Origin of the sequence: Kouleothrix sp., assembly GCF_046328425.1 — a bacterium.
GTDB lineage: Bacteria > Chloroflexota > Chloroflexia > Chloroflexales > Roseiflexaceae > Kouleothrix.
The window spans coordinates 1-22,948 of sequence record NZ_JAXLWP010000020.1 but is presented as its reverse complement, the minus strand read 5'-3'; the positions used below and the strand labels follow the sequence as shown (position 1 = coordinate 22,948).

The 22,948-nt window shown below is 66.8% G+C and carries 14 protein-coding genes; 8 read left to right on the top strand and 6 right to left on the bottom strand.

Going from position 1 to position 22,948, the window contains the following annotated elements; translation table 11 throughout:
- Window positions 1-29 precede the first annotated feature (29 nt).
- The gene (locus U0177_RS18430) at window positions 30-476 is read right to left on the bottom strand and encodes a protease inhibitor I42 family protein (RefSeq protein ID WP_409572124.1); all 447 of its coding nucleotides are present in this window, start codon (window positions 474-476) and stop codon (window positions 30-32) included.
- Window positions 477-720: 244 nt separating this feature from the next.
- On the opposite strand from U0177_RS18430, the gene U0177_RS18425 reads away from it, so the two are divergent.
- Together U0177_RS18425 and U0177_RS18420 are read left to right on the top strand one after the other, a co-directional pair.
- Window positions 721-4,641 carry an AAA family ATPase gene (locus tag U0177_RS18425; protein WP_409572123.1) on the top strand — a complete coding sequence of 1,307 codons (3,921 nt, stop codon included), beginning with the start codon at window positions 721-723 and terminating at the stop codon, window positions 4,639-4,641.
- Window positions 4,642-4,732: 91 nt separating this feature from the next.
- On the top strand, window positions 4,733-7,141 hold the full coding sequence (locus tag U0177_RS18420; RefSeq protein WP_409572122.1) for a transglycosylase SLT domain-containing protein: 2,409 nt from the start codon (window positions 4,733-4,735) through the stop codon (window positions 7,139-7,141).
- Between the two features lie 289 nt (window positions 7,142-7,430).
- Here U0177_RS18420 and U0177_RS18415 read toward each other — a convergent pair whose 3' ends face one another.
- Entirely contained in the window at window positions 7,431-7,931 is a 501-nt protein-coding gene (locus U0177_RS18415) for a hypothetical protein (RefSeq protein ID WP_409572121.1), read from the bottom strand.
- Between the two features lie 359 nt (window positions 7,932-8,290).
- On the opposite strand from U0177_RS18415, the gene U0177_RS18410 reads away from it, so the two are divergent.
- Window positions 8,291-11,350, top strand: coding sequence for a GAF domain-containing protein (locus U0177_RS18410; RefSeq protein WP_409572120.1), 3,060 nt, complete (start codon window positions 8,291-8,293; stop codon window positions 11,348-11,350).
- 40 nt (window positions 11,351-11,390) lie between these two features.
- On the opposite strand, the gene U0177_RS18405 is transcribed toward U0177_RS18410, so the two are convergent.
- A complete protein-coding gene (locus U0177_RS18405) occupies window positions 11,391-12,308 on the bottom strand; it encodes an MBL fold metallo-hydrolase (RefSeq protein WP_409572119.1) in 918 nt (305 codons plus the stop codon).
- Between the two features lie 641 nt (window positions 12,309-12,949).
- On the opposite strand from U0177_RS18405, the gene mutS reads away from it, so the two are divergent.
- Both mutS and U0177_RS18395 read left to right on the top strand, forming a co-directional pair.
- Window positions 12,950-16,189 (top strand): DNA mismatch repair protein MutS, encoded by a 3,240-nt coding sequence (gene mutS / locus U0177_RS18400; protein WP_409572118.1) that lies wholly within the window; start codon window positions 12,950-12,952, stop codon window positions 16,187-16,189.
- Window positions 16,190-16,546: 357 nt separating this feature from the next.
- Entirely contained in the window at window positions 16,547-17,299 is a 753-nt protein-coding gene (locus U0177_RS18395) for a FadR/GntR family transcriptional regulator (protein WP_409572117.1), read from the top strand.
- A gap of 287 nt (window positions 17,300-17,586) precedes the next feature.
- Here the strand turns inward: U0177_RS18395 and U0177_RS18390 are convergent, their stop codons facing one another.
- From U0177_RS18390 to lepB, 3 genes are all read right to left on the bottom strand, one after another.
- A complete protein-coding gene (locus U0177_RS18390; protein ID WP_409572116.1) occupies window positions 17,587-17,802 on the bottom strand; it encodes a heavy-metal-associated domain-containing protein in 216 nt (71 codons plus the stop codon).
- 339 nt (window positions 17,803-18,141) lie between these two features.
- Window positions 18,142-19,293, bottom strand: a complete 1,152-nt coding sequence (locus U0177_RS18385) for a glycosyltransferase family 4 protein (RefSeq protein ID WP_409572115.1) — start codon at window positions 19,291-19,293, stop codon at window positions 18,142-18,144.
- Window positions 19,294-19,491: 198 nt separating this feature from the next.
- A complete protein-coding gene (lepB, locus tag U0177_RS18380) occupies window positions 19,492-20,226 on the bottom strand; it encodes a signal peptidase I (protein ID WP_409572114.1) in 735 nt (244 codons plus the stop codon).
- Between the two features lie 209 nt (window positions 20,227-20,435).
- On the opposite strand from lepB, the gene U0177_RS18375 reads away from it, so the two are divergent.
- From U0177_RS18375 to U0177_RS18365, 3 genes are read left to right on the top strand one after another with little or no spacing between them, the layout of a single operon-like run.
- Window positions 20,436-21,425 carry a radical SAM protein gene (locus U0177_RS18375; protein WP_409572113.1) on the top strand — a complete coding sequence of 330 codons (990 nt, stop codon included), beginning with the start codon at window positions 20,436-20,438 and terminating at the stop codon, window positions 21,423-21,425.
- Window positions 21,426-21,481: 56 nt separating this feature from the next.
- Window positions 21,482-22,228, top strand: a complete 747-nt coding sequence (gene rlmB, locus U0177_RS18370; protein ID WP_409572112.1) for a 23S rRNA (guanosine(2251)-2'-O)-methyltransferase RlmB — start codon at window positions 21,482-21,484, stop codon at window positions 22,226-22,228.
- Window positions 22,229-22,258: 30 nt separating this feature from the next.
- Entirely contained in the window at window positions 22,259-22,840 is a 582-nt protein-coding gene (locus U0177_RS18365) for an HDIG domain-containing metalloprotein (protein WP_409572111.1), read from the top strand.
- Window positions 22,841-22,948 lie beyond the last annotated feature (108 nt).

The following is a 22,948-nucleotide window of genomic DNA, read 5'->3' as shown; positions in this document are numbered from 1 at the left end:
ACGTACGCAAAAGACGTAGACCGACGATGTTACTGTACGACCGTGATTGGAAAAACCAACCGAATAGTATTTGGCGGGCAGGATTTGCCGCTTGGGCACGGCGGCGGGACGCTTTCCAGGGTGATCTCGGTGTTGCCCGCACCGATCGCGCGGAAAAACCAGCCGGCTGGGCCGGGCTTGCTGATCTGCTCGGGCGGCGTGAGCGCGAGCAGCACTTCGGGCCGGTAGTTGACATCCCATGAGAAGCTGGGGTCATCGGGGATATTGATGATCTGCCCAACCTTGACGGTGACCGGGTCGGCTTGGTCACGTGAGAGGGTTATGTCGGCGTGGGGCGTGCCCGCCGCCCCGGCGCTTGTGGCGGCGCTGGGTGCCGGCGTGGCTCCGGTTGAGATCGCTGGCGATGGTGTAGCTTTGGCAGGCGCGGCGCTATCGTTTGCGCCGCAGGCCGCGAGCGCGGCCGTTGCCAGTAACACAATGCCGGCTATCCACGATGGGGCGAGAATACTTCTCGTCGCGCGGGCTCGCTGGTTCGGTACCATGGCCTATTCCTACACACCAACACACGCTCGCAGGGCGGCTTGTGCCTGCTCCGTGGGCGCATCCTCGTATAAACTCTCGTGTGCGATTATGTGACTGTACCCAAACCATGTCACAAGATCGTTACAAAATGGTATAATCGATTGTATCCAGATTGAATTGAACAGTACGGCGCTTGCGATGTCTCATCTTTCACTTGCACTCCTTGGCGGCTTCGCAGCCTCGCTCGATGGCAAGCAGCTGACTGCGTTCGGCACCGATAAGGTGCGCGCGCTGCTGGCCTATCTGTCTGTCGAAGCGGCGCGCCCGCACCAGCGCGCCGCGCTTGCCGCGCTGCTCTGGCCCGACGCGCCCCCGCAAAATGCCGCGCTCAGCCTCCGCCAGACGGTGCTGCGCTTGCGGCGCGCCCTGCTCGAGGATTCGGCAAATGCCGGCACGCCGCGCGAGCCGTTCATCGTGCTGGCTGGGCAGACGATCCAGCTCAACCCGCTGGCCGACTGCCAGCTTGATGTGGCGCGCTTTACCGAGCTGCTCGCGGCATGCCGGCAGCACGTCCACGCCGCCGCCGCGAGCTGCCGCGTCTGCATGGGCTGGCTGGCGCAGGCCGTCGAGCTGTACCGCGGCGATTTTCTGGCCGGCTTCGCGCTGCGCGACAGCGTGCCGTTCGAGGAGTGGCAGCTGATCCAGCAGGAGGCGCTGCACCAGCAGGCCGTCGAGGCGCTCTCGCGGCTCACGGCCTACCACGAGCAGCGCGGCGAATATGACCTGGTGCTGCGCTACGCCGGCCGCCTGGTGGCGCTCGATCCCTGGTTCGAGCCAGGGCAGCTCCAGCTGATGCGCGCGCTGGCGAGCACCGGCCAGGCGACCGCCGCCGCCGAGCAGTATGCGCGCTACACCCGCAGCCTGGCCGGCGAGTTTGCCATGCAGCCTTCGGCCGAGGTCGCCGCGCTTTTTCAGCAGATCCAGGCCGGCCAGCTCGGGCGCGAGGCCGCGATTGGCGCTCCGTCCGGCCGGGCTGCAGCCGGCGCGGTATTCAGCCAGCCGGGTGAGCGCCGCCAGGTTACTGCGCTGGTATGTACCTGGCGCGGCCTTGGGCCGCACGGCGACCCCGAAGACCTGCACCAGCAATTGGAAGATATCGAGCCAAGGCTCCAGCAGCTGCTCGAGCGCTACGGTGGTTACCGCCAGCAGCGCCACGGCGACGAGTGGCTGATCTACTTTGGCTACCCGCAGGCGTACGAAGATGCGGCGCGGCGCGCCGTGCATGTCGGCCTGGCGCTGGTCGCCGCGTCGCGCGATCTGGCGCAGGTGCGTGTCGGCATCCACACCGGCACGATGGTGGTGAGCGACGACGCGGCCGATCGTGTGAGGCGCGAGCCGGTGGGCGATGTGCCCAGCCTGGCGCACGCGTGCATGGCCCTGGCCGAGCCAGGCGCCGTGCTGATCACGGCCAGCACCGAGCCGCTGGTGCGGGGCCGCTTCGAATACCAACGTGTGGAGGAGCAGGTGCTCGTGGGAACGGCGCAGCCGGCCGCGATCTATCGCGTGTACGGCGAAAGCCAGCTGCACAACCACCTCGATTGGCTCGCGCAGATGCGCCGCCTGACGCGCTTTGTCGGACGCGACGCCGAGCTGCGCCAGCTGAGTGGCGCCGCTGAGGCCGCCGCGCAGGGCGTGGGGGCGATCTTCGCGCTTGTCGGCGAGCCGGGCATTGGGAAATCGCGCCTGGTGTGGGAGCTGCAGCAGCGGCGCGCGCCCACCACGGCCTGGCTGCAGGCCAGCTGCTCGCCATACTTTCAGAATACCCGCCTGTACCCGATCGTCGGCCTGCTTGAGCAGCTGCTGGGTATCGAGCCAGGCGATGGCCCGGAGACGCGGCGCGCGCGGCTCGACGATACGCTCTCGCGCTATGCCCTGGACGAATCCGGCGCCGCCTGGCTGCTGGCGCAGCTGCTGGGGCTGCCAACCGATCCGCCCGCGCCCGAAACCATCACCGCTCAGCAGCGCGAGCGCATCCGCGAGGTGTTTGTCGCGCTGCTGCAGCGCTACTCTGCCCAGCAGCCGGTGGTGCTGGTGGTCGAAGACCTGCACTGGGCCGACCCGTCGACGATCGAGTGGCTAGGCTTGTCGCTCGACGCGCTGGCCGCTGCTCGCTGCATAGCATTGTTCACCTATCGCGGGTCATTTAGCCCGCCCTGGCCGCCAAACCGGCGGCTGCGCCGGATCGACCTTGCCTCGCTTAGCCCGGCCGACATCGAGCGTATGATCGCCGACCTGGCGGGCGAGGCGGCGCTGCCCGGCGCGATGCACCAGCATATCGTCGCGCAGAGCGACGGCATTCCACTCTTCGCGGAAGAGCTGACTAAAATGCTGCTCGAAGCCGCAGCCGCGCCGGAGCCTGCCAGAATCCCCGCGACGCTGAACGACCCGCTGCTGGCGCGGCTCGATCGGGTGGGCCGCGCCAGGGAGACGGCCGGGTGGGCTGCGGCGCTTGGCCGCGAGTTTGCGTACTCGTTGCTCGCGGCGGCCGTGCCCTACGATGAAGCACGCCTGCAGGCCGACCTCACGCTGCTCGTCGAGGCCGAGCTGCTGGTAGCCCGGCCTGGCGCCCCCGATCTGCACTATGCGTTTAAGCATGCCCTGATTCAAGAAGTGGCGCACGCGGCGCTGCTCAGGCGTGTGCGCCAGCAGTATCACTGGCGCATTGCGGAAACCTACGAGGCGCGCTTTCCGCAGCTCGCTGCGGCGCAGCCCGAGCTGCTGGCTCTGCACTATAGCCAGGCTGGGCAGGCGCAACCGGCCGCCGAATACTGGATCCTCGCTGGCACGCGCGCCACCGCGCAGGGCGCCACCATCGAGGCCCGAACGTTTTTCGACCGCGCTCTGGCGCTGCTCGAGCCGGCAGATCTCGATCAGCGCTGGCGCGCGCTGAGTGGGCGCCAGGCTGCGCTATTCCTGGCCGGCGACCGCGCCGCCGAGCAGGCCGATATCGCTGCGCTGCTGGCGATCGCCGATGCGGCGGCTAACCCTGCGTGGCGGGCTGAAGCGCTGCTGCGCCAGCTCAAGAATCTGAACGCGCGCGGCGAGTACGCCGCTATGGCGCCAGCCGCCGATACGGTTGTGGCCGCAGCGCAGGCCGCGCACCAGCCGAGCATCGAGGCGCGCGCGCTCTGCTTGAAAGCTGCGGCGCTGACACGCCTGGGCGCGCCGGCATCGCGGCCAACCGCCGAGTGGGCGCTGGCCCGCGCGCGCGCCGCCAGCGACGAATGGGCGATCGCGTACGCCTTGGGCATGCTCGCGCTGCACGAAGCCTATGCCGGCGATTACGGCCGCGCCGCAGAGCTCTGGACCGATGTGTACGAGCTTGTGCGCCACGGCGGCGACCGCGCGCTCGAAGCGCGGGCGCTGAGCAACCTGGGCGCTGCCTACCAGTACCTCGGCCAGTTCGAGCAGGCGCGCCACTACCTCGAGCAGGGGCTTGTTTTGTGCGACCTGATCGGCGATCGCCATGGCCACGCGTACATTGTCGGCAACCTCGGCGGGGTTATGCTGCTGAGCGGCGACCTCGCGGCCGCAAAGCCGCTGTTGGAGCAGGGCTTGAGCGAGGCGCAGCTCGTCGATGACGCTGCGCTGTGCGCCGCCAACCAGTGGGAGCTTGGGCATCTCGCCGAGCTGCTCGGCGATCATACCAATGCGGCGCGCCACCTTCACGAGGCGCACCGGATCGATACCGAGCTAGGCCTGACGGCGCGGGTGATAGAAAGCAAAGCTTTGCTGGCCAAATGCGCGCTGCACCAGGGCCGCCACGCGGATGCGCTCGAGGCGGCCGGCCAGGTGTGGGCCTACCTGCACGACCATGGGGCCGCGACCATGGACGAAGCGGTGCTCACCTACCTCGCTATTGCCGATGTCTGTGCGGCGCTCGCGCATGATCCCACAGTCCCGCCTTTCGCCATCCCCATGCCGGCGATTATTCGGGCTGGCTACGAGCTTGTGATGGCTCGCGCCGAGCGGATCAGCGACCCAGCCTGGCGCCGCTCGTTTCTCGAGAAAGTGCCCTCAAACCGAGCAATGATCGAGCGCTGGGGCCGCACGCCATAGCTGTGTGAGGCGCCCGCCGCTGGCGATTGAGTGCGGCGGTTGCCGGCGCTGTAAGCCCGCTACAGGCGCGCCGTGTGGTACAATGCCGGCCATGAACAAACCACCACGACGCGCCGGCTGGCTTGTGCCACTGCTGGCGCTGCTGCTGGCGGCCTGCGATATCGTTTCACCCTCGGTACCGGATCCGTCGCCCTCGCCCCTACCGGCGCCGTCAGCTGCCCCTACCGCCACCCCCGCACTCGCCGCGCTTGCCGCCCCCGAGCTGCTTGGCCGGGCCTTGCGCGCGCGCGCCAATGGCGACTACGACGCGGCCGCGGTCGACCTACGCGCGCTGCTCGACGCGCACCCGACCAGCGCCGAGGCTCGGCCGGCCGCGTTCTACCTGGCCGAAAGCTTCGCGTTGCGCAATCGCTGGACCTCGGCGATCGAGGCGATCCGCACATTCCTCGCCAGTGGCCCGCAGCCCGATGCGCTTCACCCTGCCGATGATCTCTACGCGCGCGGCGTATTTCTGCTGGCGCGCGGCTACGAGCAGGCGGGTACCTGGGCCGACGCCGCTGCCGCATACGAGCGCTATCGCGGCTTCAACACAGTGCTCGAGCCATACGCGCGGCTGCGCCAGGCGGCCCAGCAGCAGGCACTTGGCCGGAACGACGCGGCTGCGGCCGGCTATGAGGCTGTAGCCGCTGGCGAGATTGTGCGCGGCGAGCGCGCTGGCGCGTACGAAAAGGCGATTGCGCTGCGGCTGGCGATCGGCCAGCCCGACCGGGCGCTTGCGCTATACCGCGCGCTGCTCGATCTGGCCGAGGCTCCTGGCTACCGCGCGCGCCTGCTGCTCGATGCCGCAGCCCTGGCCGAAGCTCAGGGCGCGCCGGCCGAGGCGCATGCCTGGCGCCGCGAGCTGGCCGAGCGGCTGCCCGCTACTCCGCAGGCTCTGGATGCGCTGGCGCGCCTGGCTGCCGACCCCGAAGCCGGGCTTGCGCCCGCCGCTGCCGCGCGTGTGTATGCCGCCCACGAGCAGTGGGATGCCGCGCTGCCGCTCTACGACGCCGCGATCCAGGCCGCTTCCGGCGACGATGCACGCGAGCTGCGGCGCCTGCGCGCGCTGGCCCGCCGTGCCCAGGGCAATTTCGCCGGCGCGCTTGCCGAATTGGCGGAGCTTGCCGCTGACGCGCCCGATCGCCCGGTTGGCCGGCAGGCCCAGCTCGATTGGGTACAAACCACCGGCCAGGGCGGCGATGCCGCCGCCGCGATCGAAGGGTACCGGCAGTTCGCCGATGCCTACCCCGACGACTCGCTGGCGCCCGAGGCGCTGGCACGCGCGGCGGCATTGCTGGCCCGCCAGAACGACGCCGAGGGCGCGCTCGCGCAGCGGCTCGAGCTGGGGCACCGCTACCCCGACAGCGATCAGGCGCACGACGCGCTGTACGCTGCCGGCTGGGCGCTGTTCAACGCCGGCAAAAACGGCGCTGCGTATGCGGCGTGGGATCTTCTGCGCCAGCATACCACCGGCGCGGCGGCGGCCCAGGCAGCCTTCTGGAGCGCGCGCGCCCGCGAGGCCCAATCGCCCGACTACACTGCGCAGCTCAACGCCGCGCGCGCCGCCGCGCCCGACTCCTACTACGCCGCGCGCGCCGCCGACCTGCTGAGCTTGCCGATCAGCGGCACGCTGCCGCTCGACGCGCCAATCGATGCCGACAGCTGGCGCGCCGCCGAGGACTGGATCGCCACCTGGTCGCGCCAGCCGCCGCTTCACGTCGGCACGCAGGGGTATGCCGCCGAAGTTGCGCGCGCGCCGCAGCTACAGCGCGCGCTTGCGCTTGCCGATGTTGGCTTGCAGCCCGAGGCGATCGCCGAGTGGAATGAGGCGCGCGCAGCCTGGCGCGACGACCCCGTACGGCTGTACCAGCTGGCGCGCCTGGCCTACGAGCACGGCGTGCCATATATCGCGCTCAAGGCCGCCGAGGATGTGCTAAGCCTGGCCCCTGCCCAGGATGGCGCGGCCACGCCGCTGGCGCTACGCCGGCTGGTCTTCCCGGTGCCCTACGGCGATGTGATGCTGGCTCAAGCGCGCCAGCACGGTCTCGACCCGCTGCTGCTCTACGCTACGCTGCGGCAGGAAAGCCTGTTCAACCCCGGCGCGGTGTCGGCGGCGGGCGCCGTGGGGCTGGCCCAGGTGATGCCGGCTACAGCGCAGGGGATCGCGCAGAACCTGGGCGTGGCCGACTTTGCGACGGCGGATCTGTATCGCCCAGCGGTTGGTATTCGCTTTGGCGCGTTCTACCTGAGCCGCCAGATCGCGGCTATGTCCGGCAGCCTGCCTGGTGGCCTGGCGGCCTATAATGGCGGGCTAGGCAACGCGCAGCGCTGGGCCGGCGGCGACAGCGTGCCCGACACCGACCGGTTCGTCGAGTCGATCGACTACCCCGAGACGCGCGCCTATGTGAAGCTGATCTACGGCTACTATGCTGCGTACCGTGGGCTGTACGCGGCGCCTTAGCGGCTGATCGCTTGCTTGATGGCGGGGTTCGGGGTGGCATTGCCGCCCCGAAATTTCGTTAGGACTTGCGCAGTTGCCTGGTTCGGCTGCCTCAATTGATTACTGACACTTTAGTGGGGTTTGGTGGCGGCGAAGCTGCCCAAATTGCTTATTGTGTTGCACTACGTGGCGAAGCCACGTAGTGCAACACAATCTATAAATGATCAATTGCAAAACGAAACGTCGAAGCGCGTAGACGGCCAGATAGCTGGCCGTCTACGCGCTTCGACGTTGCGTTGCTCTACAGGGGCTACTTCGAGCGGCGCTTGCGATCGCGTCGTGCATCGCGGCGCGTGGTGGTTGCCGGCGGCCGCGGCCCATTGATCGAAGTGGTGCCATTCGTGCCATTGGCCTGCAGCGCCGGCTGTGGCCGGGCCACGCTGCGGCGCCCGCTTTTGCGGTTGGCTTCGTCGTAGGCCGCTACCCGGCCAGGCAGCACGGCCAGCAGGAAATACGCCGCATATGCCGCCAGGGCCACCTCGATGACCGTGACCAAGGTAAACCAGATCGGCATGGTGAAGAGCTCGACCGGCACCAGCCGCAGCGCACCCAGCACTATGCCGACCACGCCGACGATCAGCAGCGCGTAGCCTAGGTTGCGCGCTGTATCTCGGCGAATAGGGTGCGGCTCGGCGCGCAGAAACACCAGATAGGCCCCGGCCAGCGCGAGCGCGATCTGGGCGGCGAAAAAGACCCATTCGAGCGCTCCGAATGTGGGATTGAAGGTTGTAAGGTACGTTACTGGATCCATACGCGGGCCTCCTGGGCGCGTGCCTGTGAAAAATCGAACAGCATGCCGATTATACCAACCCGGCGTCGCACCGTCAAACGGGGCTGCGCGGCTTGCGCGTACCGCTCGGCGGCATTCCAATGCCTCACAGAATCTGTGGTACAGCTTATGCAGATGCCGCGCTCTTCCCTCGGCAAGCCGGTATTCGCTTCTGTATCGGCGTGTGGTTTTTCCGCTTCCGTATGCGGTGGGCGGGTCAGAGGGTGGCGTCAAGGCCGTTGCACACGCCCTGCTTACGGCGCTGCCTGCTTTGTCAAAGAACGGTAAATCTGGTAAGATGAACGCCACCAAACAGCTCGTACGTCTTCAGGAGTGGTAGTATGGCGTATCCATCCACCGCGGACACCGAGCTAGGCCACTTCTATAGCCAGTTTGCCGAACATATTGCTCAGGCTCGCACGCTTGACGATGGCGTGCGCTGCTGTATCGCGGCGCTGGATTCTTGTTTTGCCCCTGCGCTTGCTCAGCTGGTCTGGCGCGCCGGCGACGAGCCGCGCGTGCTTGCTGGCGCGCCCGAGCCGATCCATCAGCCTACCGCCCAAGAGCTGGCCTCGCTCGAGGCAGGCGCTCTGGCGCTGCGCGGCGCGGCTGGCCGGCCCGCTGCCTGCTTCGCGCCGCTGCGCGCGCAGGGCGAGCTTCTGGGCTGGCTGTATGTCGATGAACCGCTATGGGGCGAGGAAAGCCCGCCTGTTCTCACGCTGATCGCTGGCCAGGCTGGGCCGGCATTGGCGCTGCTCGATGCACTTGCCCGCCGCGAGGATCGCGTGGCGCAGCTGCGCACCCTGAACGAGATCGGCCGGCTGCTCAGCGGCGTGCTCGATCTCGACAGCCTGCTTGAAGCGATTCACGGCGCCACCCGCCGAGTTGTCGATGCGCCGGTGTTCTTTATCGCCTTCTGCGATCAGCCCGGCGACGCGCTTGAGCTGGCCTATATCGCCCAAAATGGCGAGCGCCAGGCGCAGCATATGCGCTGGTCGCCCGAGGTTGGCCTCTCGGGCGTGGTGCTGCGCGAGCGCCAGCCGCTCTGCACCGACGATTACTACGAAGAATGCCGGCGCCGCGCTATCCCGCCGCGCCCGTTCGTTGGGCTGGACGATGTGCATGCCTGGCTGGGCGTGCCGCTGCTGGCGCACGATCGGCTGATCGGCGTGATGTCGGTCAGTAGCCGCCGCCTTGGCTACCGCTACCGCGCCGAGCATATCGAGCTGCTCACCACCATCGCCGCTCAGGGCGCGGTGGCGATCGAGAATGCCCGGCTGTACCAGCGCAGCGAGCGCCAGGCACGCCAGCTCGCCACGTTGAACCGTATCGGCCGGACGCTGACATCCTCGCTCGACCCTGAGCGCGTGCCGGCGCTGATCATCGAGCAGGTAACCGAGCTGCTTCAGGCCGAGGAAGCTTCGCTGCTGCTGCTCGACGACGCCAGCGGCGATTTGGTGTTTGCCTACACAACCGGCCCGGTTGGCGCGAGCCTGCTTGGCCACCACCTGCCGCGCGGCGCTGGCCTGGCCGGCTATGTCGTCGAGCACGGCCGCTCGGTGATTGTGAACGATGTCCAGCAGGACGAGCGCTTCGACGACCGCACCGACAAAACCACCGGCTATGTCACCCGCACGCTGCTGGCCGTGCCGCTGCGCGGCGTTGGCGGCGTGCAGGGCGTGATCGAGGCGCTGAACCCGCGCTCGGGCAATCACTTCACCGTCGAAGATCAGCAGATGCTCGAGGCTCTGGCCGACCAGGCGGTGATCGCCCTCGAAAACGCGCGCCGCTTCGCCCAGATCGACCAGGCGCTGGCCCGCCGCGCCCAGGAGCTTGTAGGCACAAATGCCCAGCTGCAGCACAACTTGCGCAGCCTCACGGCGCTGAATGCCTTGGGCATGGCGATCAATACCACGCTGCGTAGCGCCGACGAGATCTTCAGCATGACCGCGCGCGGTGCGGTGGAGATCACCGATGCGCTGGGCGCCTGCGTGCTGCTCGACGAGGCCGAGCGCATGCGCGCCGCCGTGCAGATCGGCCCGACATTCGCCCAAACACCCGAGCTGCTTGATCTCGCGCGCCAGGTGATCGCCAGCGGGCGCCCCGAGGTGCTGCAGAATGTGCCCGCCGCGCTGGCGCGCGCCGGCGTTCGCACCATCCTGCTGGTGCCGCTGCGCGCTACGCAGCGTACCCTCGGCGGCATCTGCGTGTACTATGCCGGCGATCCGCCTGATGCCTCGAACCGCGAGACGCTCGTGCTGTTCGCGACGCAGGCGGCAGTTGCGGTCGAGAGCATTGATCTGTTCAATGCCGTGCGCAGCGGCCGCGACCAGATGGCCTCGATTTTGGCGTCTACTCGCGAAGGCATCATGCTGGTTACCTCCGACGCGCAGGTGGCGATCGCCAATGCCGCGCTGCACCAGCTCTGCCGGCTGCCGGCGCAGCTGCCGCACAATCTGGGCGTCGGCCACTTTCTCGATATGTGGGCGCAGGCCACGAGCTATGTGCCCGAACAATGGCTGGCGCCGCGCCGCGAGCTCGATCACGTCATGGCCGGGCGCGTCTCGTTTGCCAGCGGCGAGCTGAATGAGACCAGCGCAAACTCGCGCTCGCTCGAATGGGCCGCGCTCACCGCGCTGCGCAGCGGCGGCAGCACCGGCGGCGCGCTGCTCGTACTGCGCGATATCACCGAGGCGAAAGAATCCGAGCGGCTGCGCCACGACCTGACGAATATGATCGTCCACGACTTGCGCAGCCCGCTCTCGAGCGTCATGGCCTCGATCGAGCTGATGCAGAAAGGCATCGCCGGCGAGCTCGCCAAGACGCAGCAGAGCGTGATGAGCATTGCGTACGCCAGCGCCGTGCAGATGCTCGAAATGATCAATGCGCTGCTCGATGTCAGCCGGCTCGAGGCCGGGCGCATGCCGGTGAACATGCGCCCGGCTGCGGCGCGCCCGCTGTTCGAGCGCGCGATTGCGATGCTTTCGTCGCTGGCACGCGATCAGCATGTGGAGATTGCCTGCGAGGTGGCGCCCGATCTGCCGCCGGTGCTGGCCGACGGCGAGCTTATCGTGCGGGTGGCGCAGAACCTGCTCGGGAACGCGCTGAAGTTTAGCAACCCCGACAAGCGCATCACCGTGCGCGCATTTGCCACGCCGCGCGACGGCGACGCAGTCGCGACCACGACATTCGCGGTGGCCGACCAGGGTATTGGTATTGCGCCGCAGGATCAGGAAAAGATCTTCGCGAAGTTCAGCCAGGTGGGTGAGCGCCGCGGTGGAACCGGCTTGGGGCTGACATTTTGCAAGCTGGTGATCGAGGCCCATGGCGGCCGGATCTGGGTGGAAAGCACGCCGGGCCGCGGCAGCACATTCTTTTTTACCCTCCCAACCGCCCGCTAGCCGGCGCGGCTCGCCGCGCGCCACGGGTATGGTGCGCGCCTCACAGCTGGATCTCGAGCCCCTCATGCGCCGCGAGCGTGTTTGGAAAAACCTGGCGCGCGCGCGCTTCGATCTCCGCAATCGTCGCGTCGTCGTAGGTTGGCTCGTGGTGGAACAGCACGAGCTGCTTGGCGTTGCAGGCCTGCGCTACCGCGATTGCCATCTCCGGCGTGCTGTGGCCCCAGCCCTGCTTGGGCTTGGCCGGGTTGGTGTAATCTTCGATCCGGTACTGCGCATCGTGGATCAGCAGGTCGGCCTCTTTGGCGAACTTCACCAGCCGCTGGTCGCTCTGCACATAGCCCTCGGTGTCGGTCGCGTAGACGATCGTTTTGCCGCGCCAGGAGATACTGTAAATATTGACGCCGCTCTTGGGGTGGGCGTAGCTGTGGTAGGTGCGCACACGCACCAGATCGGGCGACTGGTCGATCTCGTTGTGGTAGATATTCAGCACCTGCACGTCGGCGGTGCGCGGCCCGATCAGCACAATGTCGGTTTCGTTCACATTGCGCAGGATCTTGAGCGACGGCAAGTCTTCGAGCGCCACCGGGAAGTTTGGCGGCAGCATTGCGTGCGAAAGCGTCTCTTCCAGGTCGCTCTCGAACACCTTGGGGCCAAGGATATGCAGCGTGCTGGCGCCAACATACGCTGGGTCGAAGAATGGAAACCCCTGCGTATGGTCGTTGTGCATGTGGCTGAACAGAATCGTGGCGGTGAGCGGGTGGCCGCCATTGGCGCGCGAGCGCCGCATCAGCTCGGCGCCGAGGTTGATGATCCCCGTGCCGGCGTCGAGGATAATCGTGTGATCGCCGGCCTGGATCTCGACGCAGGCCGTGTTGCCGCCGAAGCGCACCGTGCGCGGGCCGGGTACGGGGTAGCTCCCACGCACACCCCAGAAACGAATTGTCATGGTGTCGGGCATCTGACAGCCCCTCCTCGTGAGCGCGCGCCGTCGCGCGCTGGCTTTGCAAGAATGTGTGAGTACAATGCTAGCCTAGCCAATAGCTGACGCGCTTTTCGGATCGTCTTCGGTGGCGCGTGTATCGGCCCAGGCTGTGCCGGTGATGCCCTGGTGTAGCCAGAGGTCGCTGCCAACAGCATGTGAGAGAACGCCAGTGCGCTGCAGCTGCATAGGCTGGACGTGCCCGCCTGCGCGGCGCTGTGGTTCTGAGGGAAGCCAATTGGGCCGCCGCCGGCCCATGCGGGCGCCACGCCGCATAGCGCCAATTGGTTCGTCGAGTAGCGTCATCGTACACCAACACAATGCGTATCCCGATAATCTCCGACCGCCACTCGCCCGCAACACGCGGGTTTCGGCGATCGTGATCCGCCGGCAATGCATCTGGCGCGGTCTTCAAATGTTCCCGTGAGGCGACGGGACTCAGAACATATTATAGCATAGCGGGCAACCATCTACCGAGTACCATACAGCCAGCCAAATTACAATTTGGCGTTAAAATCGGCAAAAACGCGTTAATTAAAATAGAACATTTGTTTTATTCCGGGGCTCATGCTATAATGCCGCGTACCTACGAGCCGTAACGTGCGAATGGAGTGAGTCACATGAGCCAGCTCGACCGCCGCTTGCAGCAGCGCCAGCTGCGCGAGCGGCTAGCCGCCGAATTCCCCGACTTCGACCTGCTCAACTGGTATGTCCAATACCGCGAGCTCAAAGCCGCCCACCCCAACACCGTGCTGCTCTACCGGCTTGGCGATTTCTACGAGACGTTTGACGACGATGCCAAGCTGATCGCCGATCTGCTCGAGGTAACGCTGACATACAAGAAGTTCGCGAACCACCGGCGCAGCAAGGCCGAGCAGCGCGCGCCAATGGCGGGTATGCCCTACCACGCGATCGAGCGCTATGTCAGCGCGTTGGTTGGCGCGGGCTACCGCGTGGCCATCGCCGAGCAGGTATCGGAGACGCCTTCGAGCAAATCCGATACGCGGCCGCGCTCGGTGTTTGCCGCCGGCCTCGAGCAGGGCGAGCGCCGCAAAGATATTGTCGATCGCGAGGTGGTGCGTGTGATCACGCCCGGCACCGTGATCGACAGCGCCATGCTCGCGCCAACGCAGAATAACTACCTGGTGGCGGTGCTCGCCGAGGGCGCGCGGGTTGGCGTGGCCTACGCCGACCTGAGCACCGGTGAGTTCTGCTGCACCGAGTTTGGCGGCGAGCGCGCCGGCACGCAGGCCCAGGGCGAGCTTTCGCGCCTGCAGGCCAGCGAGGTGCTGGTTCCCGACGACGCGGCGCTGCGCCTGCCGGGGCTCGATCCCTCCAGCGCGCGGCTCGAGCACGACCTTGAGTTCATGACCAAGGACGAGCGCGAGAAGCTGCTGCCGGGCGAGCGCGTGGCGCGCCGCGTCGAGCGTGAGAATACCGCGCGCTGGGCGCACGGCCATATCACTGGCTGGCCAGCTTGGCGCTGGAAGCTCACCAACGCCGCCGACGCGCTTCAGCAGCAGCTGCGCGTGCATTCGCTGGATGGCTTTGGCCTGCGCGATAAGCCGCTGGCAGCGCGCGCGGCCGGCGCGATCATCCAATACATCCACGAGACACAGCGCAACGCCGCCAGCCAGATCACCACGCTACGCACATACACCACCGGCGGCACAATGTTTCTCGACCCGCAGACCCGCCGGAACCTTGAGCTGCTCGAAGGATCGAACGGCAAAGCCAAGGATTCGCTGGTGGGCGTGCTTGATCATACGCGCACGCCGATGGGCGGCCGCCTGCTGCGGCGCTGGATCGCCCAGCCGCTAATTGATATTGGCCAGCTGCGCGCCCGCCAGGATGGCGTGCAGCATTTTGCCGACGACGCGCTGCTACGCGCGACCGTGCGCGAGCGCCTGAAGAGTGTGGGCGATCTCGAGCGCGTGGTGAATCGCGTGCTCCAGGGCGTCGCCGTGGCCACGCCGCGCGATCTCGTGCGGCTGCGCGAGGGGCTGCGCGCGCTGCCGGCCCTGGCCGAGGCGCTCGCCGGCTGGCTGCCGCCAGGGGCGGCGGCGGCCGAAGCAAGCCATGATCCCGCAGATGCAGCGCGCGACGCCGATGGTGCGAATTGGCAGATCGAGGAAGAACTTCACGACAGCACCCCCCGGCAGGTTTCCTCCGCACAGCCGAGCCTGCGCGAGCAGCGCGAGGCGCACCGGCGGGCCGCACCTCGCTATGCCGACGACGACCTGTTTGGCGAGGGCGATTGGGACGAGCAGCCTGCCGCCCGCGCTACGAGCCGGCCGCTGAAAACTGCGCCGGCCGCTCGAATGGCGGTCGAGGCCCGCGCCGCCCCTGCTGCTCAGCCCTCTGCGCCCAGCGCTCAGCTCGACGCGTGCGCCGATGTGCTGGCGTTCCTCGAGGCGGCGCTCGACGATGACCCGCCGGCGCTGCTGGGGGCTTCGAACTACCTGCGCGCCGCCGAAGAGAATGGCGAGCAGCCGCGCCGGGTGATCCGCCCTGGCTTCGACCAGCACATGGACGACATCATCGAGCGCAGCTTGAGCGCGCAGGCGTGGATCAACGAGCTGGAGCCGATCGAGCAGGAGCGCAGCGGCATCAAGTCGCTGCGCGTGGGCTACAACAAAGTGTTTGGCTACTATATCGAGGTTTCGCGCAGCTTCGCCGACAAAGTGCCTGCCGACTATATTCGCAAGCAGACGCTCACCACCGGCGAGCGCTACATCACCCCAGCGCTGAAAGAGCACGAGGACGTGGTGCTGCGCGCCAAGGAGAAATTAAACGAGCTCGAGCTCGACGTGTTCCGGCGCGTGTGTGCCCAGGTTGCGGCGCAGGGCCAGCGGCTGCTGGCGACGGCGCGCGCCCTGGCCGAGATCGACGTGTACGCCGCCCTGGGCGAGGCGGCGGTGCGCGGGCGCTATGTGCGGCCCGAGCTGAACGACAGCACGCAGCTGCGGATCGTCGGCGGCAGGCACCCGGTGGTCGAGCAGCACCTCGACGAGCTGTTTATCGCCAACGACACCGCGCTCGATGCCGACGAGCAGCAGATCGTGCTGATCACCGGCCCAAACATGGCCGGCAAGAGCACGGTGATGCGCCAGGTGGCGCTGATTGTGCTGATGGCGCAGATCGGGTCGTTTGTGCCGGCCGACGAAGCCGCGATCGGCCTGGTTGACCGAATCTTCACGCGCATTGGCGCGCAAGACGACATCGCCACCGGCCAGAGCACGTTCATGGTCGAGATGACCGAAACGGCCGCGCTGCTAGTGCAGAGCACGCGGCGCAGCCTGATCGTGCTCGACGAAGTGGGGCGCGGCACCAGCACCTACGACGGCATGGCCATCGCGCGTGCGGTAGTTGAGTACCTGCACAACGAGCCGCGGCTCGGCTGCCGCACGCTGTTCGCTACCCACTACCACGAGCTTACCGAGCTGGAACAGACACTGCCGCGCGTGAAGAACTACCACATGGCTGCAGTCGAGCAGGAGGATGGTGTGGTATTCTTACACGAGCTGCGGCGAGGCGGCGTCGACCGCTCGTATGGTATCCATGTGGCCGAGCTCGCCGGCATCCCGCGCGCAGTGATCCGCCGCGCCAGCGAGCTGCTGGCCGATCTCGAGAGCCGGAAGCGGCGCGCCGAGGGCCACGAGCCGGCGGGCGCTCAGCCGCGCGAAGCCCCATCGCCCAGGCGAACGAACGCCCAGCCAGCGGGCGGCGGCCAGCTGTCGCTGTTCGACCTTGCGCCTAATCCAGTGGTCGAGCTGCTGCGACGCCTGAATGTCAACGAGCTGACGCCGATCGAGGCGCTGACCAAATTGTACGAGCTGCAAAAGCTGGCAGGTCAATAATACGAGCTACGCGGTAGAGGTCTGGGGCGAAGCAGCCCCAGAAAATTCGTTTGGTCAGTACAGAAAATACTTGAGGCCGCAGGCCATCCAGACCTTCCTGCTGGCGGGTGATCGCATACATTCTAGGAGTTACGCGCTTGCGTTATTCGGCTTCCTACAGGTGCGCGATTGAGCCTGCCGCAGCATGGTACGTGTTGATGTTCTGTGTCCATTTTCCGCGCGGAGCGCGGAAAATGGACACGATACCGAGCATAGTACCGCTCTGCCGAAGGCTGAGCGCGCCAACTATGTAAATCCTAACATTCTAACAATGAGGCACATTATAGGCCGCGGGGCCGATTGCCCCCTCTGATCAGCATGCGTACAGATATTTTCACCTCGGTGCATAGCGCCAACCCGCTGGAAGAAACGATCGAGCGCATCGCTGGCGCGATCAAGGCCCGGCTGCTCAGCCCCGGCGACCGGCTGCCGGCCGAGCGCGACCTGGCGGTGCAGCTGGGCGTGAGCCGCTCGACGCTGCGCGTTGCGCTGCAAAACCTGGTTCAGGCCGGCTGGCTTGAGGTGCGGCGCGGGCGCAGCGGCGGCGCGTTTGTGGCCCGCTGGCCGCTGATGCCTGGCCCGCGCCATTTGCCCGAGGTGCTGACGCGCCATCGTGAGGGGCTACCGGCGCTGCTTGATTACCGCCGCGCGGTTGAGAGCGCGGCGGCAGCGTTTGCAGCCGAGCGCGCGACATCCGCCGAGATCGCCGAGCTAGAAGGGCTGACCGGCGCGATCGATGGGCGTGAGAACGATTTTGAGGCCTACCGCGCCGGCGACGCGCGCTTCCACATTGGCATCGCGCGCGCCGCCCACAGCCCGCGCCTGCTCGAGGCAGTGACCGAGGTTCAATCGGCCATGACCGAAGTGCTCGACGTGATCATCTACCACTCGGTGCAGGTGCTGGGCCACTCGACCGACTACCACTGGCGGATCGTCGACGCCATTCGCACCCGCGAGCCCGAGGCTGCGCGCCGCTCGATGCTCGACCATATCATGGCGACCGAGAATGTGATCTATGGCCTGGTTCCCGAGATCATTCTGGCGTCGGAGGCGGGCTCGCCAGGCACCTGAGCGGAGCTATACCAACTCCGTTTATCGCTTGCTTTCGTGATGCCCTGCCCGGCCAAGCCGGACAGGGCATTATACGCTGTTCGCTTGATCACGTATAGCTTGTGCTGCACGACGTGGCGGCTTTCACGTCGTGCAACACAATCAGAAAGGGCGGCGAAGCCCCCCCCCCCCCAAACCCCCACCAAAGTGACAGTAATCAAGCGAACTTGGTATTACAAAAGAAATTTGGGGGCGGCTTTGCCGCCCCCGAGCCCGGCCATACATCAAGCGATCAGCCGGATTTGGTATTATGCCAGCACCGCCACCTGCTCGTAGCCGGCGTCGTTGATCGCCTGGATCAGCGTCTCGAGGTTCGCACGGCCATCGTGCTCGATGCGCACGCTTTTGTCGGCCAGGTTCACCACCACCATCCGCACGCCTGGCACCTCGTTCACAGTTCGGCTTATATTGCGCACGCTCTGGTCGCCCGATACTTCGGGAACGAGCAGCTGCTCGATTGCCATTGGCCTGCTCCTCTCAAGCTCCCCCGTCCTGCCAGAAGGCACGGTTCTGTTTCGGGGCTTCGACCTGACACTGTCCGGGCGATATATCGCGCCCGTATGCCGTAAGCCATTTTCGCTTGTTGTGCTCGCAGAGCACAAGACACAACCCATCCTGTCAGCAAATAGTATACCGCATTATGGTACTTATACGCTGTTCGCTTGGATCACGTATAGATTGTGTTGCACTGCCTGGCTTCGCCAGGTAGTGCAACACAAAAAGAAATTTTGGGGGCGGCGAAGCCGCCCCGAATCCTGGCCGTACAGCATGTGATCAGCCGGAGAGGAGGTAATTGAAGCATGCTAAGCCGGCGAAGGAGCGGGCGTGCGGGCTGCGGCGCGGTAGGCTTCAAGGGTGCGCTCGGCGGTTTCGCGCCACGAGAAGCGCGCGGCCTGGCGCAAGCCGCGCTGGCGCAGCTCGGCGCGCAGCTCGCGGTCGTTCAGCAGCCGCAGCAGCGCCGCGCCAAGCGCGTCGGGGTCGTGCGGGTCGACGGTGAGCCCGGCGTCGCCGATTACCTCGGGCAGGCTGCTAGTGTTCGAGGCCACCACTGGCGTGCCGCAGGCCATGGCCTCGAGCGGCGGCATGCCAAAGCCCTCGTAGAGCGAAGGAAAGGCGAAAACTGTGGCGGCGGCGTACCACAGCGCCTGGTCGGCGGCGTCGATGTAGCCGACGAAGCGCACCCGCTCGCGCAGGTTCAGCGCTTCGGCGCGCGCGAAGATCTCATCGTAGAGCCAGCCTTTGCCGCCGCCGATCAGCAGCGGCGCGTCGGTGGCGGCGGCGATGCGCGCGTAGGCCTCGATCAGGGTTGGCAGGTTTTTGCGCGGCTCAAGCGTGCCGAGAAACAGGATAAAGCGCTCGGGCAGCCCGGCGCGCCGCCGGAACGCGGCCAGCTGCGCCGCGTCGGGCGGGGCAAAACGTGCGTCGCAGGCGTCGTAGGTGACGACGATCTTCTCGGGGGCAATACCGAGCAGCCGCACGATCTCGCTCTTGGTGGCCTCCGAGACGGCCAGGATACGCGCGGCGCGGCGCGCCGACACGCGGGTGGCCCAGCTGAGGTAGGTGCGATTGATGCGCCGGAATGTCTGTGGGAAGCTGAGAAACGCCAGATCGTGAATGGTGACGACGCTTGGCACGGGGCAGAGCGTCGGCGCGACATTCAGCACGCCATGGAACACATCGGCGCGGCTGGCGCGCAGCATCAGCGGGGCGTAGAGCTGCTCCCAGGGGATTCGGACGCGCGGGTTGATCGTTGGCAGGCGGCTGGGCAGCACGCGGAAGTTTGGCGGCAGGCCGAGCGCGGCGCTGTCGAGGCCGCGGGTGGTGTAGACCGAGTAGCGGTTAGCATGGTCGATCTGGCCCAGGTGAGTCAGCAGCGCTTCGACATAATTCGAAACCCCGGCGCGGCGAAAGCTACGGGTGTGTGCCAGCAGGTGCGCATTGACGGCGATATGCATAGCGTTCGATTCTCTTGTTCTGAGCGGGCGGCAGCCGATAGCGCCGAGAACCAAAGAGCCGAGAACCGGTTTCGCAGCGCTGGCGCGGTTCTCGGCTCTTGGTTCGGGGTTTCGGGCGGCTGTTTGAAAAGGGCGGTCTGGGAGCGAGAGCTTGCGCACAGGAGGCTGCGCTCCCTGCAACGCAGGCTCAAGCAGCCTCTAGGGCAGGGCGGCGTATGTGGCCGATGGAATGACGCCCCAGTAGCTGCGCGGCCAGTACGAAACCCAGGCTTTGCCGATGATGCCGTCGAGCGGCAACGCGCCCCACTCGCGCGAGTCGCTGCTGTTGTTGCGGTTATCGCCCATCACGAACACCGTTCCGGCCGGGACGGTGACGGGCTGGCCGAAGTTGCACGGATCGTCGCCGCGGCAGTTTGTCTGGAGGCCCTTGAGGTACGCTTCATCAAGCGGCTGGCTATCGATGAAGACCTGGCCGTCTTTGACCAGCACCGTCTCGCCGGGCAAGCCGATCACGCGCTTGATATAATCTTTGCTCATATCGCGCGGGTATTCGAACACCACCACTTCGCCACGGCGCGGCATATGGAAGGGGTACACGACTTTGGCGGGGAGGTCGGCATTGCCGGGCAGCAGCCGGAGCGGGGCGTTCAGATCGAAGTGGAAATAGACGATCTTATTCACCAAGATATACTGGCCGGTATGGAGGTTGGGCTCCATGCTCTGGCCCTCGATCTTGAAGTTCTGGATCACGCCGCGGACGATCAGGAACACCAGCAGAATAAATATCGCCGTCTCAAGCAGCTCTTTCAGCACACCGCGAACGCTCGCTCGGGCGCGCGGGTCGCCCTGCTCGCCGCGCGTTTGCTCCCAGCCTGAGGGGTGGGCCGACGCGTCGGTGGGCGCCGATTGGTCGAAGCCCGGTCCGCGCCTCAAGGGAGTCTCATCCATCGCTGTTCTATCTCGCTTGTCGCAGAGCGACTTGATACCATAGCCTGAGATGCATTATACTCCATAGGACAAGAGAAAGCCAACAGTTGGCGCGGCGCGGACATCGGCTGCAGCGCCCCGCGCCTTGGCGGCGAGCAAAGGCTGTGGGTCGGCCCAGCGGGTAGTGATGGCGCCCTGGCCAGCAGGAGCGGAGCATGCGTCTAACCGAGCTTGTCGAGCGCACCGAGGATGGCCGCTACCGTTGTGGCGTATGCCAGTGGCACTGCGAGCTGGCGCCGGGCGAGGCCGGCCGCTGCAGGGTGCGCGCGGCGCAGCCCGAAGGGATCGAGATCCTCAACGACGGGATGATCAGCGCCGCGAACTTTGCGCCGGTCGAGGATACGCGGCTGTGGCATTTCTTCCCTGGCACCCAGGTGCTGACGCTGGGTGGCTGGGGGTATGCGTTCCCGGCCGATCAGCAGCGCGGGCAGTATGGCGATGTGCCGGCCGACGAGGCCAAGCGCCGCCGCCTGGCGCCCGAGCGCGCCGCGAATGTCGCGCTCGAGCGGCTCAGCCGTGGCGTGGCGTGGGGCTTCAGCGACCCTTCGGTATCGTTGGAGTATGTGACCGACCTGCTGAAGTCGAGCCGCGCGGCCAGCCGCTACACCGCGCTGGTTAGCTCGGGCTACTCGACGATCGCCGCGCTCGATCAGTTTGGCCCATACCTGGATGGCCTGAGCCTCGAGCTGCGGGCGTTCGATGATGCGGCCTACCGCCGGCTGGCTGGGATCGAGCAGTGGCGCGGCATCCTCGAGACAGCGGCCCACGCCGCACGGCAGTGGGGCTGCCATATCGAGGTCACCACCCGGCTGCACCCACAGGTGAACGACGCGCCCGAGCAGGTGCAGTCGCTTGGCGCGTGGATCTCCGAAACGCTGGGGCCGCACACGCCCTGGCACCTGCTGCCCGGCGACGCCGGCTCGGCGGCGGCTGCCGCGGTGGCGCGCGCCCGTCGGCTGGCGCACGAGCTGGGGCTGCTGTACGTATATGGCCCCGAGCCGGGCCAGCCAACCCGCTGCCACGAGTGCCAGGCGCTGCTGATCGAGCGCGGCGGCTACAGCGGCCGGCCGGTTGGGCTGAGCGAGGGCCGCTGCGCCGCCTGTGGCGCCGACCCGCATATGCGCCTCTCGATCTTCAAGCGCTAGCGCACGCCCGCCACGTGGTATACTACGCCACGGAATCGCCTGCGTAAGGTAGGATCATGACAGACCTGCTCTATGGCCGCAACGCGGTGCGCGAGGCGCTGCGCGCGCAGCGGCGCACGTATCAGCGGCTTTTGGTTTCGTCGGGCGCGCAAGAGGCCGGCACGCTGGGCGAAGTGGTGAAGCTGGCCGAAAAGATCGGCGTGCCGATTACACGCGTCGATCGGCACGAGCTCGATCGCCGGCTGCGCGAGGTGAATCACCAGGGCGTAGCGCTCGAGTGTGGCCCATACCCGTACGCCGAGCTGGCCGACTGCCTGGCGCTGGCCGACGAGCGCCGCGAGCCTGCGCTGCTGTTGCTGCTCGATCACCTGCAAGATCCGCAGAATGTCGGCACGCTGCTGCGCACCGCCGAGATTGTTGGCGCCCACGGCGTGGTGCTGCCCGGCCGCCGCGCCGCCGAGATTACGCCCGCAGTGGTGAACGCCGCCTCGGGCGCGACCGAGCACCTGCGCGTGGTGGTGGTGACTAACCTGGCCCAGGCGATCGGCGATCTGCAAAAAGGCGGCGTGTGGGTGGTCGGCGTCGAAGACGATGAGCGCGCACAGGAGTTCGACCGCGCCGACCTGGACATGCCGCTGGCCCTGGTGATCGGCGCCGAGGGGCCGGGGCTGGCGCGGCTGACGCGCGAGCGCTGTGATTTTCTGATCAAGCTGCCGATGCGCGGCCAGATCGCCTCGCTGAACGCGGCTGTGGCCGGGTCGATTGTGCTGTATCACGCCTGGCGCGTGCGCGGCAGGGCGTAGCTGGAAGCATTGGCTCTAGGGGGAGATGCTATGTCGCAGATGGAACGCGCCGAGGCCTTGCTGCACGAATGGGTCGCGTCCGAAAGCTTGCGCAAGCACTGCTATGCCGTCTCGGCTTCGATGCGCTATTTCGCGGCCCTGCAGGGCGCCGACGCCGACCTGTGGGGCGCGGCCGGCCTGCTGCACGATCTTGACTACGAGCGCCACCCGAACCTCGAGCACAGCCCCACCGAAGGCCACCCGTTTGTGGCAGTGGCGCACCTGCGTGCCACTGGCTGGGACGAAGCGATCTGCCGGGCGATTCTGTCGCACGCCGTCGAGTATAGCGGCGTCGAGCCGATATCGCCCATGGAAAAGACGCTGTACGCCGTCGATGAGCTTTCGGGCTTTGTGATGGCCGTGGCGCTGGTGCGGCCCAGCAAGAGCGTGCACGAGGTAGATGTGGCCAGCGTGCGCAAGAAGCTGAAGGACAAAGCCTTCGCGCGCGCGGTGAATCGCGACGACGTCGTGCGCGGCGCCGAGGCGCTGGGCCTGCCGCTCGACGAGCTGGTGCAGCAGGTGATCGCTGCGCTGCGCGCCGACGCCGCCCGGCTAGGGCTGGCCGGCACATAGCTCCTGGCTTCGCCACACCCGCGCTGAACAGGGCTCGTGTAACGTCTTTCGACCCCTCCCCCTACCCCCTCCCCTGTCAGGGGAGGGGGTGACACATCTGGCTGTGTG